Origin of the sequence: Mycobacterium sp. RTGN4, assembly GCF_033804635.1 — a bacterium.
Lineage (GTDB): Bacteria > Actinomycetota > Actinomycetes > Mycobacteriales > Mycobacteriaceae > Mycobacterium.
Genome location: NZ_JAPZLB010000026.1, coordinates 1 through 15,484, shown reverse-complemented (window position 1 = coordinate 15,484; position 15,484 = coordinate 1). Strand labels below are relative to the sequence as shown.

Annotated in this window: 13 protein-coding genes; 4 read left to right on the top strand and 9 right to left on the bottom strand. The window is 66.3% G+C overall.

Annotation, left to right across the window (positions count from 1 at the left end):
* Position 1: 1 nt before the first annotated feature.
* From SLQ30_RS32015 to SLQ30_RS31975, 9 genes are all read right to left on the bottom strand, one after another.
* Positions 2–1,255, bottom strand: a complete 1,254-nt coding sequence (locus tag SLQ30_RS32015) for a hypothetical protein (protein WP_319451099.1) — start codon at positions 1,253–1,255, stop codon at positions 2–4.
* Entirely contained in the window at positions 1,255–2,442 is a 1,188-nt protein-coding gene (locus SLQ30_RS32010; protein ID WP_319451098.1) for a sulfotransferase, read from the bottom strand. The genes SLQ30_RS32015 and SLQ30_RS32010 overlap by 1 nt, the downstream gene beginning before the upstream one ends.
* Before the next feature lie 5 nt (positions 2,443–2,447).
* Positions 2,448–2,891 (bottom strand): nuclear transport factor 2 family protein, encoded by a 444-nt coding sequence (locus tag SLQ30_RS32005; RefSeq protein WP_319451097.1) that lies wholly within the window; start codon positions 2,889–2,891, stop codon positions 2,448–2,450.
* A 186-nt stretch (positions 2,892–3,077) separates the two neighbouring features.
* Positions 3,078–4,043 (bottom strand): SIS domain-containing protein, encoded by a 966-nt coding sequence (locus tag SLQ30_RS32000; RefSeq protein WP_319451096.1) that lies wholly within the window; start codon positions 4,041–4,043, stop codon positions 3,078–3,080.
* Entirely contained in the window at positions 4,040–5,242 is a 1,203-nt protein-coding gene (locus SLQ30_RS31995) for a glucosamine kinase (RefSeq protein ID WP_319451095.1), read from the bottom strand. Before SLQ30_RS31995 ends, SLQ30_RS32000 begins: the two co-directional genes overlap by 4 nt.
* A complete protein-coding gene (locus SLQ30_RS31990) occupies positions 5,235–6,548 on the bottom strand; it encodes a glycosyltransferase (protein ID WP_319451094.1) in 1,314 nt (437 codons plus the stop codon). Before SLQ30_RS31990 ends, SLQ30_RS31995 begins: the two co-directional genes overlap by 8 nt.
* 24 nt (positions 6,549–6,572) lie before the next feature.
* On the bottom strand, positions 6,573–7,937 hold the full coding sequence (locus SLQ30_RS31985; RefSeq protein WP_319451093.1) for a cytochrome P450: 1,365 nt from the start codon (positions 7,935–7,937) through the stop codon (positions 6,573–6,575).
* A 94-nt stretch (positions 7,938–8,031) separates the two neighbouring features.
* Positions 8,032–8,805 (bottom strand): DUF427 domain-containing protein, encoded by a 774-nt coding sequence (locus tag SLQ30_RS31980; protein WP_319451092.1) that lies wholly within the window; start codon positions 8,803–8,805, stop codon positions 8,032–8,034.
* Positions 8,806–8,826: 21 nt separating this feature from the next.
* Positions 8,827–9,693, bottom strand: a complete 867-nt coding sequence (locus tag SLQ30_RS31975; protein ID WP_319451091.1) for an LLM class F420-dependent oxidoreductase — start codon at positions 9,691–9,693, stop codon at positions 8,827–8,829.
* Positions 9,694–9,961: 268 nt separating this feature from the next.
* On the opposite strand from SLQ30_RS31975, the gene SLQ30_RS31970 reads away from it, so the two are divergent.
* From SLQ30_RS31970 to SLQ30_RS31955, 4 genes are all read left to right on the top strand, one after another.
* The gene (locus SLQ30_RS31970) at positions 9,962–12,574 is read left to right on the top strand and encodes a helix-turn-helix transcriptional regulator (protein WP_319451090.1); all 2,613 of its coding nucleotides are present in this window, start codon (positions 9,962–9,964) and stop codon (positions 12,572–12,574) included.
* Positions 12,575–12,690: 116 nt separating this feature from the next.
* A complete protein-coding gene (locus SLQ30_RS31965) occupies positions 12,691–14,178 on the top strand; it encodes an amino acid ABC transporter substrate-binding protein/permease (protein WP_319451089.1) in 1,488 nt (495 codons plus the stop codon).
* Positions 14,175–14,948 (top strand): amino acid ABC transporter ATP-binding protein, encoded by a 774-nt coding sequence (locus SLQ30_RS31960; protein WP_319451088.1) that lies wholly within the window; start codon positions 14,175–14,177, stop codon positions 14,946–14,948. Before SLQ30_RS31965 ends, SLQ30_RS31960 begins: the two co-directional genes overlap by 4 nt.
* A gap of 178 nt (positions 14,949–15,126) precedes the next feature.
* Positions 15,127–15,381: a hypothetical protein gene (locus tag SLQ30_RS31955; protein ID WP_319451087.1), complete on the top strand. Its 255-nt coding sequence runs from the start codon at positions 15,127–15,129 to the stop codon at positions 15,379–15,381.
* Positions 15,382–15,484 lie beyond the last annotated feature (103 nt).

The window sequence follows — 15,484 nt, the reverse complement described above, 5'->3', positions numbered from 1 at the left end:
GTCAGTTCGTCCCTTCGGGTAGCCGGCGCAGGTACGCCGCACGGCGCTCGGCCAACTCGGTCGCCCGCTCTGCTGCGGTCACCCGGCGCAGTGTTGGCACCTCGCGCTCGAGTTGGTCGAGTTTCACCACCCGCCCGCGGGCGCCGAGGTCCTCTTTCGGTCCGTCCCCGCCGAATTCAGCCATCCGCAGCGTAAGGATGCCTTCACTCAGTCCGTCGGAGTCGATCCAGTTCGCCACGCCTGGATCGGTGGCAGCGATGACGTACGTGTAGGTGCCGTCCTCGTGGGCGACGGACTGAGCCTTGTTGAGGCTGCCGGTGCGGTCGACCAGTTCCAAGGTGGTGCCCCAGATGTTGCTCAGCGGCACGGTGAAGTACTCGGCCCCACCGTCGCCGACGTCGACGACGAACGCCTCGTCTGGCTTGAGGTCGAAGCGCCCCATCACGTACACCTGGTTGCGCATCGCGCCGACCTTGTCGGCCGACCAGGCGAGGTTGAAGTTGTTGGGTTCCATCTTGTACACGCCGTGGCTGAGCTTGCCGGTGAAGTTGGCGAAGTAGGCCATCATGTCCGCGGTGGCGTCGGCCTGCTCGTCGAGCGTCCGCGCAAGAGTCGTGGGCGCTGACCCGAGTCGTTGCACCGAAAGGTGATTCGGGTCGTCGTTGTCCCAGTGGAGTAGTACGTCGCGGATGTAGAACTCGTGTGCCTCCGGGGTCGACTGCACGTGGTTGGGCCGACCGCCTGCGGGCTTCGAGTCGACGGTGATGGTGAACGAGCCGTCGGAGTCGACGGCCATGGTGCGGCCGTTGAGTACCGCAACGGTACCCATCTTGGCGTCCCACAGCGTGAAGTAGTTCTCCGTCATCCGGTTCGCGCCGACGCGGCCGTGGATCTCGTAGCGCTCGTCGCCGGAGATGGGGATGACGCGGTACACGCTGTCGGGATTGTCGATGCCCCAACGTGATCCGGGAATGTCTTGACCGGATACGGGATGGCCCAGCCGGGTGATGCAGCTGACCTTGGGCCGCAGCTTGTCCTGATTGGACGACCACACCGCGGCCGAGAACATCACTTCGGCGAAGGCGGCGTCGAAGCAGGCTCGCATGGCGTCCGAGGCCTTGGCCCGGGCCAGCCAGGCTTCCGCGACGCTGCGGTAGGCCGCCCGTACCGTCGGGTGCTTGGTGAGTTCGAGGGCCGCGAGCTCCTGTTCGTGCTGCGACTCCGTTGCGATGGGATCACCTGAGTACTCGGACATCAAATCCTCCTGAATGGTGCTGCACCGGAGCGGAATCGGGAGTTGTAGGTGGCAAACCGGTCGTCGATCTCAGCGTCGCTCAGCCCGAAGTCGGAGGCCGCATACGCCGGTCGCGGGAGCTCACGCGGACGCTCGACCAGCCACCGCCGCATCGCCGACTCCGCGTCGGCGGTCAGCGGAACGCCGATCGCCTCGTAGACGCGCGCTACTTGACCGATCGGATCGCCGACGGCATCGGTGAATTCGATGTCGGTGCACAACGTCGACTCGTCTGCCCAGCCGGCGCGCGTGGCCATCGCGCGGTCGTTGGTCCAACCCATCCGTTGCAGCCACTCCGCGCCGACGCGATGTCGGTCCACGGTGTCGGCGTGCATTGCGTGCAGCGTCGCGTTGAGGCTGGCGCCGGACGGGATGGTCTCGAGCGGATCGCGGTGCATGTGAACGACGTGCAGATCGGGAAACTGAGCGCGCAACGCGTCCAGATAGCCGAGGTGGGCGGGTGACTTCAGCACCCACCGCTGGGCGGTCTTGCCAACCTGGCGCTTCTGCCACTGCAGGAATTGCAGCATCCGGTGCAGATACGAGTACGCGGGCGTGAAGTCCTGCCCGTCGATCCAGGCCCGGTAGCCGGGCAGGTGGGCGCCGGACTCGGGTACGTGGGACAGGAAAGCGTCGGAGAGGAAGACGATCTCCTCTTCGGGTTCGCGGGCGTACATGGGGTGGATGGCGAACAGTTCCGGGGCCAGCTCGCGAGACGTCGCCTCACGCTTCTCGCTGATGACGATCCTGGGGTCTTCCCGCTCGGACCACTGATGGTCCAGCTTCGGCGCGACCTCCACGACCTCCCACCCGTACGCGCAGTGGAAGCGGTCGTCGGCGGCCAGCAAGCGTTGGAGCAGCGTGGTGCCGCTGCGCATCATGCCGACGACGACGATGGGCGCACCGATGGTCTCCTGCGCGATCTCGGGATGACGCCGAATCCATTCCTGCGCGCGCAGGCGCATCCGCAGGCTGTGCACCAGTCCCGACCGCAGGATGTGCGTGCCAGTCTCGTTGAGGTCGGCGTCGGCGTAGCTGTCGGCCAACACCTGCAGCGGCTGCTCGAACGCCAGCGGCCCCCAATCGGAGCGCCCCTCCTTGTCCTGCGCGGCCGACTTGAGCCGAGCCGCGTCGAACGCGTGCGCCACGTCGCTCAGAACTTCAGGTGGTGGCTGGTGTCGCCAACCTGGTCGACGAACATGAGCCGGGAGTCGAACCACCACACCCCGTCGATGCGGTGGAAGGTGTCGCGGTAGTGGCCGGTCACGATGATCTGCAACGGTAGCGCCGGAGTCGCTTGCGTGACGGAGTAGTACGCGCTTCCGTGCGCGGTCCCCGCGTCCTCGTCGACATAGAGCTGCACGTTGCTGGTGAAGTGCCGGGTCTTCGGCGTTCCGTCCTCGTACAGGCGGGTGGCTATGTCGTACATCTTCCGGACGCCCGCCGTACCCGTGAATACCGTCTCCGGCGGACCGTCCTCCATGCCGAGGATCCGGCCGTGGGCGAACATCTCGGCCACCCCGTCCAGGTCGCCCGCGTCGAGCCGCTCGGCGTAGGCATAGATGAGGTTCTCGAGCTCGCGGGCGCTGTCAGACATCGAAAGTCCCGTCCGCTGTACGTGAAATACGCAATCGGCCAACGGCATCCGGCAGCTGAGTACTCAACCGCTCGTTGTTGGTCGAGCCGACCAGATTTACAGTCATTTCTCCGGCTAATTAACCAGTCGGCCCAGGGCATGTCAACGATTCCAAATGCGTACCGGCACCAAACCCGCCGAGGTACGTCAAGGAGCTGCCTGCCACGCGTGAGCGGCGACCAGTTCCGGTACCAGCACCTCGCTCAGCAGCCTGACGTCGTCATCGGTGTCACCGGGGTAGCGCACGTCGTAGCTGGCTCCTGGAACGCTCCCGCCGACGCCGACGACGGTGCTGCCGCGCGCGGTCGTCCACTCGGCCATTTGCGGCTCCCACTCCGACCCGGCGAAGACGAGCAGTCGATAGTCCGTGGTCTTGGTCAGGTAGACGTCGACGTGGCTCCAGTCACCGGTCTCGCAGCCGACGGCGGGAAGGCGCGGCCCCTCGCGCAGCATCAGCGCGCCCTGCTGCGCCGAACAGAACCGGTGCGCAGGCGCGGCGAGGTGGGTGCCGGCGGGGCCGAGCAATAGCTCGGAAACTGCTGGGCGCCAGTCTGACTCAGTGGCAAGCAGATGGGTGGACGCGTCGGCGGCCGCATTGACCGACTCCGCCAGCGACGCGGTGGCCACGCCCGCGAGCGCGCACTCGAGCGCCATCAACAGGGCCAGCGTGTGTTGATAGCTGCGGCAGGCCACCCCGCCGACTTCCTGGTCCGCGTCCAACGTGACGACGCCGTCACATCGCTCGGTGACGGCCGACCCCGCCGTGTTCGTCAGCGCCACCGTGCGCACCCCTGCAGGCACTCGGCCGAGCGCGTCGAGTGTTTCGACGGAGCCCCCGGTCGCCGACGTCGCCACGACGAGCGTGCCCGGCCCCCATGCGGGCAACAGCCGTGAGGAGGCGAGCTCCGACGAGGCAACCAGGCCCCGTGCGCGCATCCGGGCGGCGGCGACGGACCCGGCGTACGCCGACGACCCCATCCCGAGCAAGACCACCCGCGCGACGTCGTGTCCGACGACCTCCGTCCACGGGTTGTCTTCCGCCAGCGAAGCCGCGAGCCCGCGCAACACCTCGGGTTTGCGGCGGAGGTCGGCTGTGAAGCCGTCGGGGTTCACGTTTCGATCCCTTCGTCGAGCAGTGCGGGTAGTGCGGCGTCTGGAACGTACATCCATCGTGGTAGATGCCTTGCCGCGTAGATGATCTCGCGCAAGACCTGTTGGGTTCGGAAAGCGCGTAACGGGCCCGGGTCGAAGAGCTCCGAGTGGCCGAGCTCGGCGAGCCGGGTCGGGTAGGCCCGTAGCAGTGCGGCCCGGCACGCCGCGTCGGCGGCGGCCAGTGCCGCGGGGTCGATGGTGGCGTACTTGCGCGCCACGATGGCGGCGTGGGCCAGCGACTGGATCATGCCCGCGACGTCGAGCGCGGCGGGAATCGGAAGCGTGCGCTGCGCCGCGGGCAGCACCGGGTTGCCGTCGAAGTCGGTCACCACGAATCGTCCGTCGGCTCTGAGCACTTGGCCTACGTGAAGGTCGCCGTGTCCCTCGATGACGGGGGTGCCCGCAAGCGCGCCGAGGCCGTCGAGCATCGTCTCGAGCTCGGATCGTCGGGCACGCGCGGTCACTACACTCGCGAAATCGCCGAGTGTGCAAGCGGTTTCCAGGATCTCCAGGGCACGCTCCCGCCACCTGGCCGCGTCCTGCTCCGAAGCCAGCGTGACCGTGCTGGACAAGCCGGCATGCATTTCGGCCACCAACTCCCCGACGTCGACCGCCGCTGCCACCGCGGGAGCGGGGTCGTCAGCGCGGGTGATCAGCTCGACTGCCCACGTCCAACCGTCCACCGCGCCAGGCAGATACTCGTCGACGCTGGCTACCAGCGTCTCGGCCGCGCCCGTCGGTTGCCACGTGACCAGTCCCCAGGGTGTGGGCATCCCGCCGAAGCCGGCGTCGCGCAAGACCCCAATCCGGCGGGCGGCCGGATGCGGGCCGTCTTGCAGATGTGTCGCCCACTTGACTACCGCGGCGTCGCCGACGATCACCGACTCGTTGGTCTGGTCGACCCCCATCGGTCGTTCGCCCGTCGCCGTGCGGTGGACCCACGAGCGCAACGTGAATCGTCCGGCCGTCGCCGCGCCGTCCACCGCAGCCAACCGTGCGAGCAGGGCCTCCGCGACGCCGTCACCGGGATGAGCGCGCCGCCAACCGCTGGGCTCCCGAATCATTGGCAGCGCGGCCAGGCCGTCGGCGTCGGCGACGACCGAAAGACGCTTGCCTTCGGCAAGTTCGAGCGCGTCGAGCACCCGTGGGGCGTCAGCCAATCGGCGCTCGATGTTGCACGCCGACCCGCTCGATGACGTCGGCGCCCACGCGTAGGCCGTCGCGGCTGCGGACCGCCGCACCCAAGGTCGCGAGCTTGTCCCGCAGTGCGGAATCATCGAGCAGCCGGTCGACGGCGTCGGTGAGTTCCGAATCGGCGAAGCCGTAGGTATCCAGCCGCACCCCGAGGCCGAGTTCGTCGATGCGCTGGGCGTTTTCGTACTGGTCCCAGAACAGCGGCAGCACGATCAGCGGTTTGCCGAAGTGCAGTGCCTCGGTGGTGGTGTTGTTGCCGCCGTGGGAGATGACGAGGTCGACCTGCGGGATGACCTTGGTCTGCGGCACCATCTGCGCGCCAACCATGTGGTCCGTCAGCGTAATTCGATCGGCCTGCGGACCCTTGCTCACGATGAAGCGGTGCCTGGTGGTGCCGAGCACGTCCACGAGGCGCTGCATGAGCTCGACGTCGGCGCCGCCGAGCGAACCCAGCGAGAGGTAGATGAGCGCGCTGTCGTCGGGTCGATCGGCGACTTCGGCGGGCACCACGTATTCGTCGTCGGTCTCGCGCACGCTGGAGTCCATCCTCGTCCAGCTGTCGTCGAGCGGCCGGGCTTCGACGTAGTCGGCCTCGGCCGGGTAGACGTACAGGTTCGCGGCGTTGTCCCGCGGGATGAACTCGAGGTCGGGTAGCGCAGCTGCGCCTTGGGCCTGGACCCAGGCGTCGAAGTCGGCCCACATGGCGCGGTGGGTGCGGTCGAACTCCGCCCGGTAGGCCGCCCATTGGGCGGGGTCGGCGCTCGGCAGCCCGGAGAACGGCGGTGGCACGCCGGGGCCGCTGACTTCGAGCGGACTGCAGGACACGATGCGCACGTAGGGCACGTCCGCCGTCGTGAGCGCGGGGAACAGCACCACGTTGTCCTCGACGATGACGTCCGGCCGGTGCTTGGCGACGATCTCGCGCAACCGCGGTTCGCAGTACTTGGCCCCGTCGATGAGCGCCTGATACGTGGGCGCGATGAACGACTCCAGCTGTTCGATGGTCGGCTTGCGGAACTCGGGTGCGGTCTCGGCGATGAAGTCCGTCCAGAAGGCTCCGGCGTCGTCGTCGCTCGCGCCCTCGGGTGGCTCGGCCAAATCGACCAGTTCTTCGATGAAGCCAAAGGGGGTGAGCTTGCCCGCCCACGAACTTTCGGCGGCGAACACGATGGTGTGCCCGCGGTCGCGGAGGATGGCGGCCAGGCCGATGCACTGATTCGTCGGCCCGTACGCCGACTCCGGCCAGAACATGATCGTCAGGGGCGGTGCCATGATTGGCGACGATACTGCGTCGGCCTAGTCAGCGATGACCGCAGCGGCCCTCCGTTCGGTGATGGGCGCCGCGAGCCCTTGTTCGTCGCAGATGCGCTGCAGCTTCTCAAGGGTGGCGTCCAGGCCGGGCCCGAGCCTGCGGCCCGGGGTGAACGTGGCGGGAAGGTGTTGCATGCCCTGGATCACGCCGATGGTCTGATAGTGCACCGCACCCGCTGCGTCACAACGGAAGTCGGGCATCCGGTCGAGTACCCCGGTGAGCATCGACTTGAAGACCGTGCGGGCCACGTTGGAGCCGATGCAACGGTGCACGCCCAATCCAAAACTGAAGTGCCGGTTGCGGGTGCGGTCCAGTATCACGTCGTCGGGGTCGGCGAAGAGTTCGGGGTCGCGGTTCGCCATCGCCCACGACAACCAAAGCCGCTCACCTTCCTTCAACGTAATGCCGTCGACCTCGATGTCGTCGGCGATGGTGCGGCCGTCGCCCGGCGCCGGGGTGAAGTAGCGCAGGAATTCCTCGGTCGCCGGGTTGAGCAGGCTGTCGCGTTCCCGGCTCAGCCGTTCGCGTTGGTCGGGGTGCTGCGACAGCCACTCCAACGAGTGCGCGGTCAGCGCCGTCGTGGTGTCGAAGCCGCCGCCGATCAGCAACATGAGCATGCCCAAGAGTTCGAGGTCGGGGGCGGGCTCACCGTCGATCCGGGTCCGGACCAACGCGTCGATCAAGCCGGGCCTGGGGTTTTCCCGGATCTCCGCGAGGTGGCGCATCATCTCCATGCCGGACGCGATGTAGAGATCGGTGACGCGAACTGCCTCTGGGGTACCGGCGGGGGTGTACACCGACGCGTGCGCGGGCTCGCAGTAGATCTCCCAGTCCTTGAGCGGCACGCCGAGCAGACCGAGGGTCAAGACAGCGGGAACGATGTTCGCGAGGTCGTCGACGAAGTCGATCCGGCCGGTCTCGATCTTCTCGTCCAGGCAGGCCTTGACCAGTTCGTCGACGACGGGCACCCAGCGCTGCACGGCGGCGGGTGACAGGTACGCGTTCAGCGGCGTGCGGTACTCGTGGTGTTGGGGATCGTCCATCTCCAGCATGCCGCCGCGGAAGGCGGTGCTGGCCTGTGCGCGAGGGATGGTTATCCCCTGGTAGCCCTTGCCTTCGCCGGTGATGTCGTTGTCATTGGAGACATGCGGGCACCGCGCAAGCTCGAAGACTTCCTTGTTTCCTGCGGCCACCCAGTGCCCGCCGTAGGTGTCCGTCCAGGCAAGGGGGCACTGCCCGTGCATCTCCGAGGTGATCGCCTCGAATTGGTCGCGGTACTGCGGGGTGTGGCGATCGAAGTGAAAGCTGTGCGCCCTGCGCCGGTCGTCCACTGTGGCTTCTTCGGTCATCGCGCGTCCTCCCGACTGTGCTCGGATAGCCTGCGATTCGAGAATAGAAAATCCCAGCGCCAAAATTGACGCTTCTCGTAGATCTACCCGTGTGTCAGCTGAACGGCGACTGCGGACGCTCGAGTCTGACGCCGTCGACCGTGATGTCGAGTTTCTCGTTGTAAAAGGCCACCGTGCCTGCGATCGGCGCGACCGCGGGGAGCGGATAGTGGTAGGTCCATGCGAGGTCGGGGTGCAATTCATCGCCGACGCGCACCGACCAGTACTCCGATGTGACGCCCTTGTACGGACACAGGGTCTGGGTCTCGGACGACTCGAGGTGCTCGAAGGCGATATCCGTCTTATCGATGTAATACCTTGTCGGCAAACCGGTTTCGAACAAGAGTATGGGACTGTGGGTGTCGGCCAAGGTCAGCCCGTCGAGTTCCACCGTGACGTGGCGATGCGAGCGCAATGCGTCGACGCGCGCATACGGATTTCGGGGGTGGCCGTAGACCGGCTCGTCCTCCTCGAACCACGTCAGCGAATTCCATTCAAACTTCACCAGTCCCGCGACGGGTCCGTCGCCTGGCTCGAACACCCGCACGGCCGATTCGTGGGTCTGCCCGGCCCCCACCAAGGAGAAGGTCCGCGACGGGCCGAACTGCACCTTCTGCGGATGGTCTTCGTCGAGAAGGAACTTCTGCTCGACGTCGGAGAGCGGGATGTAGTACTGCGGGTAGTTCGGCACCTCCCACACGTATCGCGCGGCCGTGGTGTCGAAGACCAGCTCGGTGCCGAGATACCCGCGGACGCGCCTGGGGGCAGGCTCGACGCGTCCGCGTGCGGCAGCCATCTGTGGGTAGTCCTGCGGCGGCAAATCGCTCATCCGCCAATCCTTCCCGTCCGCTCAGTTCTTGGGCAGCGATTCCGCCACCCTGGTCAGCACCGCCAGATGCTCGTCGACCGATGCGAGCCCCGCGCCCATGGTGTTGATCGACAGGTGTGAGGCGCCCGCGGCCTCCCACGCCGCCACGTTGCGAGCCAGTGCGTCGTCGTCGCCGCTCCATGTCACCCGGCCCTCTATGCCGATCGTGGCGGGATCCCGACCCGCCTCGACGGCGGCCTGCTCGACGATGCCCCGCGCATAGTCGAGGCCCGGACCCGGCTCCATCATGGGGAACCAGCCGTCGGCCAACCGGCCAGCCCTTCGGTAACCGGGTACCGACGCGGCCCCGATCCACACCGGAATGGGGCGTTGCACTGGCAACGGTGCCAGGCCTGCACCGGTCACTTGCTCGTAGGCGCCGTCGAAGGTGACGGACTGTTCCGTCCAGAGTCGACGGAGCAGCTCGATCTGCTCGGCGGAGCGCTTTCCGCGGTTGGAGAAGTCCTTCGTCAGAGCTTCGTATTCGACGGCGTTCCAACCGATTCCGATACCCAGCCGCAGGCGTCCGCCGCTGAGTAGGTCGACCTCGGCGGCCTGCTTGGCGACCAGGGCGGTTTGGCGCTGAGGGAGGATGATCACGCCGGTCACCAACTCGACGGACCGGGTGATCGCAGCCAAGAATCCGAACATCACCAGTGGCTCGTGGAAGGTGGTGTTCACGTCATAGGGGCCTGCCCAGCCGGTATGGACGGCCGGATCGGCGCCGACCACGTGGTCGTAGGCCAGCACGTGCGTGAACCCCGCTGCCTCCACCGTCTCGGCGTACGCCCGCACGGCCCCGGGGTCGCCGCCTAGCTCGGTCTGGGGAAACACCACTCCAACTCGCATGCGGGACCTTTCGGACGGGTAGTCGCCAAGGGTAACTACGCCACATCGGGCCGGATGATTCCCGGGTCAGCGTGAGCAGTCCAACGAGACCGAGAGATGAGCTGCTCCTTGTTTGGCTCACTCGATGCTGTCCCAGCAGGCGCTATCGGGCATGAAGGAAGTGTGGAGATTCGCTGGAGATTGCAGGTAGAGCCGCTGGATCGGCAATACCTGTAACTGCCGCACCGTAAATTGACGGCAAAGTAAGTCGATCAGCTAACATTTCGGCATGGTGGACCACTGGCCGCTTACCGGCCGAGCCGAGGAGTTTGGCGTCATCGCCGAGTTGCTCGTCAGCGAGGAGTATCGCGGGGTCGCGCTGGCCGGCCGGGCAGGCGTCGGCAAGTCAAGGCTGGCCCGCGAAGCCGTTCTTGCGGCCGCCGAATCGGGGTGGGCGGTGCGGCACGTCGCCGCGACCGCGACCGGACGTTCGGTGCCGCTCGGTGCGTTCGCGCAATGGAGCGACGACTTCGAGGGTGCACCGTTGACATTGGCGCGCAGGGTGATTGGCGCGCTGACCGAAGGAGCCGACCCGAGTCGCCTGCTGGTGTTCGTCGACGATGCGCACCTGCTCGACGAGTTGTCGGCGCTCGTCCTGCATCAGCTGGTGCTGCAGCGCGCGGCCGTGGTGGTCGTGACGATTCGCAGCGGCCAACCCGCACCCGCCGCCGTGACCGCGTTGTGGAAGGACGGACTGGTGCGGCGGCTGGAGATACAACCGCTGTCGCGTTCCGAATCCGGGCAGCTGCTGCGCTCGGCGCTTCGGCTACCTCCCGTTGAAGACTGTGCCGACCGGATGTGGCGACTGACCCAGGGGAACGTGTTGTTCCTGCGGCAACTGGTGGATCAGGAGCGGGACGCCGGCCGGCTGGTCGACGAGCAGGGACAGTGTCGCTGGCTCGGCAGACCCCAGGTCTCGGCGTCACTGACCGACTTGGTCGAGCACCAGATCGGCGCTGTGCCCGAGGAGGTCCGCCACGTCGTCGACCTCGTCGCCGTCGGTGAACCGGTCGACCGCAACTGCCTGGCGCCACTGGTCGACGCGATGGCTCTCGAGGAGGCGGAGCAACGCGAACTGATCCGGACCTCTGGCGATGCGATATACGTCGGGCATCCGATGTATGCCGAAGTACGCCTCAATCAGTGTGGGCCGTTGCGGCTGCGGCGACTGCGCGGCCTCATTGCGGCCGCCATGAAGGACGGCACCGGGACGGCTGACTCCGTTCGCCGCGGACTGCTGTGGCTGGAGTCCGACCTTGCCCCCGACGCGCAGGTGCTGGCATCGGCCGCCACCGCGGCCAGCTCGCTGCTGGATTTTGCACTGGCCGAACGGCTTTCCAGGGCCGCCGCCGAGGCGGACGTCGACGTTGGGGCGCGCGTGCACCTCGCCTACAACCTCCTGATGCAGCAGAAGGGCGCGGATGCCGCCGAGGTCATCGACAGCATCGCCGCCGACGAGGTGCCTGCATCGGCGTTCATCAACGACGTGATCCTGCGCGCGGCGAACCTGCTGTGGACGCTGCGCGCTCCGGAAGAGTCATGGCGGGTCATCGACGAGGCACTCGAGGGCGCGACGGGAGTACGGGCCCACCAGTTGGCCGCCTTCCGAGCTAACCAATTAGCCTTGGCAGCAAGGCCTTCCGAGGTGATCGAGGTCATGAGCGCGGTCGACTACGGTGCGCTCGACGGCTTCGGTGCGACGATCGGGCTGTGCGCGGAGACGTTGGCGCTTGGCGAACTCGGGAAGCCGCGACAGGCGGTGGCAAGGGCCAACGCGTGCTACCAGGTGGTGGACACGTCGGAACAGAGCAGCTTTCTCGGCCAGCCACTGGTGGAATTCCATACGTTCGCGCTCGCGGTCTCCGGCCACCTCGGTGAGGCCGTCGAGGTCGCGGAAGCCCACCTGCGCCGTTCGATGGAGAAGCCTGCCACGGCGCAAGCGCTGGCCGCGTCCATCGTCGGGATGACCGCTCTGGCAGCGGGGGATCTGATCACCGCCTTGCAGCGACTGCCCGCCCAGAGCGCCTCCGCCGGAGCCGATTTCGTGCTGGCGAACAGCTTCTACCGTTTTCAGCTGCTGCGGGCTCAGGCGCTGGTGCGATCCGGTGACGTCGAAGCTGCGGACGCCGCGCTGCGGATCGCCCGCCAATACCGGCACCCGGCATACGTCTACGTCGAGTCCACCGGACTGTTGGCCGAGGCGTGGGTGGCCGCGGCGCGTGGACGTACCTCCGATGCCCGTCAACTTGCTTGGCGAGCCGCCGAATTCACCCGCAACCACGGTCAGCTTGCCAGGGAAGTGCTGTGCCTGCAGACGGCGGTGCAGTTCGGCGATACTTCGGCGACGACGCGGCTGGCCGAGCTTGCCACGCTCGTGCAGGGGCCAAGGGCGCCGCTGGCAGCGCGCTATGCCAACGCGTTGGGCCGCGACGATGCCCACCGACTGGAGCAGGTGTCGGCCGACTTCGAGTCCATGGGCGACCTCCTCGCCGCTGCCGATGCCGCCGGTCAAGCGGCCGCGTCGCATCGTCACGCAGGTCGGCGCGGAAGCGCCATGACCGCAGGCTCCCGGGCCGAGCGACTTGCCGTTGCGTGCGGTGGCGCTACCAGCCCAGCGATCGTAGCGGCCCGACTCGCCGTGCCGTTCACCCAGCGCGAGCGCGAAGTCGCCCTGCTGGTGGCGCAGGGGCTGACCAATCGTGAGATCGCCGAAGCCGTTTCGCTATCGGTGCGGACCGTCGAGGGCCACATCTACCGGGCCAGTTGCAAGGCAGGCGTGGCGCAGCGATCCGAACTCGCGACCATGATGAGGCGTCAGAGCGCCCCGAAACTCCCAGCCTGAACGCCGCCAGAACGGCGGGGTCAGCCACAGTCAATCGACAGCTTGGCAGTCGATTCCCCCAACGCGGCGCGATGATCCCGCTAGCGTGTGACTCCCGCAGACGATGGGAGAGCAGCATGCGAACCGGTAGGGCACGGCCCGAAGCGGGCACGCGGACAAGGCATCGACGGTGGCTCGTCCAACGGTTGGCGCTACTGACGGTCGCCGCCGTCATCGGCGGCACGGGCGCCGCCACGCTCTTCGCACCTCACGCCAATGCCGAGGGCGAGCACTACGTCGTCGCCACCGACACGACCTTCGCGCCCTTCGAATTCCAGGACGCTCAGGGCAATTTCGTCGGCATCGACATGGATCTCATCAGGGACATCGGCAAGGACCAAGGCTTCACCGTCGACATCAAGCCGCTGGGCTTCGACGCGGCACTGCAGGCGGTTCAGGCGAATCAGGTCGATGGTGTCATCGCGGGCATGTCGATCACCGACAAGCGCAAGCAGGTCTTCGACTTCTCCGATCCGTACTTCGAGTCCGGCGTGCAGATGGCGGTGTTGGCCACCGACAACGACGTCACGTCCTACGGCGACCTGAAGGGCAAGCGCGTTGCGGTCAAGAACGGCACCGAAGGTGCGACGTTCGCCGACTCCATCAAGGACAAGTACGGCTTCACGACGGTGTCCTTCACCGACTCGTCATCGATGTACGACGAAGTCAAGACCGGGAACTCCGTTGCGGTCTTTGACGATTACCCGGTGTTGGCCTACGGCATCACCCAGGGCAACGGCCTCAAGACGGTGACGCCCAAGGAGAGGGGCTCCAGTTACGGCTTCGCCGTCAACAAGGGCCGCAATGCCGAACTGCTGAGCAAGTTCAACGCCGGACTCAAGCACCTTCGCGAGTCGGGTCGCTACCAGGAGATGATCGACGGCTACCTCGGCCAAGGGGCGAGTGGCGACGACAATTCGTTCATCGGATTGGTCAAGAGCACCTTCCCGATCCTGATGCAGGGCCTCAAGATGACGGTGATCCTGACGGTCATCTCCATCGCGATCGCCTTGGTGCTCGGGGTGTTCTTCGGGCTGTTGCGGGTGTCGCGCTCGATCGTGTTGCGCGCCATCGGTACTACCTTCGTCGACGTGTTCCGGGGCACCCCGCTACTGGTGCAGGCGTTCTTCATCTACTTCGGCATTCCGGCCGCGCTCGGCTTCCAGATGTCGGCGTTCACGGCGGGCATCATCACGCTTTCGCTCAACGCGGGCGCGTACATGACCGAGATCGTCCGAGGCGGTATTCAGTCGGTCGACAAGGGCCAGATGGAGGCCGCGCGCAGTCTCGGCGTCGGATACCTGCCGACGATGCGCAAAGTCATTCTGCCGCAAGCTATCCGGACGATGATTCCGTCCTACATCAACCAGTTCGTCATCACGCTGAAGGATACGTCGATCCTGTCGGTCATCGGCATCGCCGAGCTGACCCAGACGGGGCGGATCATCATCGCCCGCAACTTCCAGTCGTTCTACATGTGGCTGATCATCGGCATCATCTACTTCATCGTCATCATGGCGCTTACCAAACTCTCGGATCGCCTCGAGAAAAGGATCAACAAATGAGCCAGCTCGTCCCTGAGGCCGCTGCCGCCGTACCCGAGGGCACCGTCAAGATCCGCATCGACGGCCTGAAGAAGTCCTTCGGTGAGCTCGTCGTGCTCGACGGCATCGACACCACCATCAGTCAAGGCGAAGTCGTCTGTGTCATCGGACCTTCCGGCTCTGGCAAGTCGACCTTCCTGCGTTGCCTGAACAAGCTCGAGGACATCACCGGAGGCAAGGTCGTCGTCGACGACTTCGACCTGACCGACAAGAAGGTCGATCTGGACAAGGTGCGCCAGCACATCGGCATGGTGTTCCAGCACTTCAACCTCTTTCCCCACATGACGGTCATCGAGAACGTCACCATGGCCCCGTTGCTCACCAAGAAGATGGACAAGGCCGCCGCGGAGAAGAAGGCGATCGAACTCCTGGCTCAAGTCGGGCTCGCGGAGAAGGCACACGTCAAGCCGTCGACGCTGTCGGGCGGGCAGAAGCAACGCGTGGCGATCGCTCGCGCCTTGGCAATGAATCCGTCGATCATGCTGTTCGACGAGGCCACCAGCGCGCTGGATCCCGAGATGGTCGGGGACGTGCTCGAGGTGCTGCGCGAGCTCGCAACCGGAGGCATGACGATGGTGGTGGTCACCCACGAGATGGGGTTCGCGCGGGAGGTGGCGTCCCGGGTGCTCTTCATGGACGGTGGTCACATCGTCGAGGACGGACCCCCGGCCGAGATCTTCGACAACCCCAAACATCCACGCCTACAGGAGTTTCTCTCCAAGGTGCTGTAGCTGCTGGTGCGACCCGGTCGGGCAACTGACGACGGCGTGTCCTGGGAAGGGGGTAGCCCCGCGGGGCGCGGGTAGGCCAAGATGGACGGATCCCACGTTCCACCTGGAGGCCTCCCTTGGTCCACGCCGACCTCTCACCCGCGCACTTCGGCTCTTCGCGCGAGCGCTCATCGCAGTCATGAAGCACCGTCCCGAGTACTTCCTTGAACGTGGGATGGTCGTCGAATGCGAGGACATGGGCGCGTGCGAGAAGGCCCGCAAGGATGGCATCCATCTGGCCGAATGGCTGGTCACCCTTTCCTGCGATTGCATCTTGGCCTTCTGTGAGAAGGCGACCGATCAGGTGAAGGCCCTCACGGACATCCACAAGTGCCCCCGCTGCATGACGCGGAACGTGGCCGTCGCGCAGGTCAGCCCGCTGCCGACGCTCTAGACATCCCAGGTGTGTAAGTCGTCAAGCGGCTGCGGGCATGCGGTGTGCCCAGGCTTTGTGTTCGTCGTAGGGCGTGTGGTGGCGTAGGCAACCGTGGAGGATG

What these genes read in the sequence shown, in the direction of transcription:
- SLQ30_RS32015 (WP_319451099.1), bottom strand. Translation starts at nt 1,255, where the DNA reads ATGTCCGAGTACTCAGGTGATCCCATCGCAACGGAGTCGCAGCACGAA.
- SLQ30_RS32005 (WP_319451097.1), bottom strand. Translation starts at nt 2,891, where the DNA reads ATGTCTGACAGCGCCCGCGAGCTCGAGAACCTCATCTATGCCTACGCC.
- SLQ30_RS31990 (WP_319451094.1), bottom strand. Translation starts at nt 6,548, where the DNA reads ATGGCACCGCCCCTGACGATCATGTTCTGGCCGGAGTCGGCGTACGGG.
- SLQ30_RS31985 (WP_319451093.1), bottom strand. Translation starts at nt 7,937, where the DNA reads ATGACCGAAGAAGCCACAGTGGACGACCGGCGCAGGGCGCACAGCTTT.
- SLQ30_RS31980 (WP_319451092.1), bottom strand. Translation starts at nt 8,805, where the DNA reads ATGAGCGATTTGCCGCCGCAGGACTACCCACAGATGGCTGCCGCACGC.
- SLQ30_RS31975 (WP_319451091.1), bottom strand. Translation starts at nt 9,693, where the DNA reads ATGCGAGTTGGAGTGGTGTTTCCCCAGACCGAGCTAGGCGGCGACCCC.
- SLQ30_RS31970 (WP_319451090.1), top strand. Translation starts at nt 9,962, where the DNA reads ATGGTGGACCACTGGCCGCTTACCGGCCGAGCCGAGGAGTTTGGCGTC.
- SLQ30_RS31965 (WP_319451089.1), top strand. Translation starts at nt 12,691, where the DNA reads ATGCGAACCGGTAGGGCACGGCCCGAAGCGGGCACGCGGACAAGGCAT.
- SLQ30_RS31960 (WP_319451088.1), top strand. Translation starts at nt 14,175, where the DNA reads ATGAGCCAGCTCGTCCCTGAGGCCGCTGCCGCCGTACCCGAGGGCACC.
- SLQ30_RS31955 (WP_319451087.1), top strand. Translation starts at nt 15,127, where the DNA reads ATGAAGCACCGTCCCGAGTACTTCCTTGAACGTGGGATGGTCGTCGAA.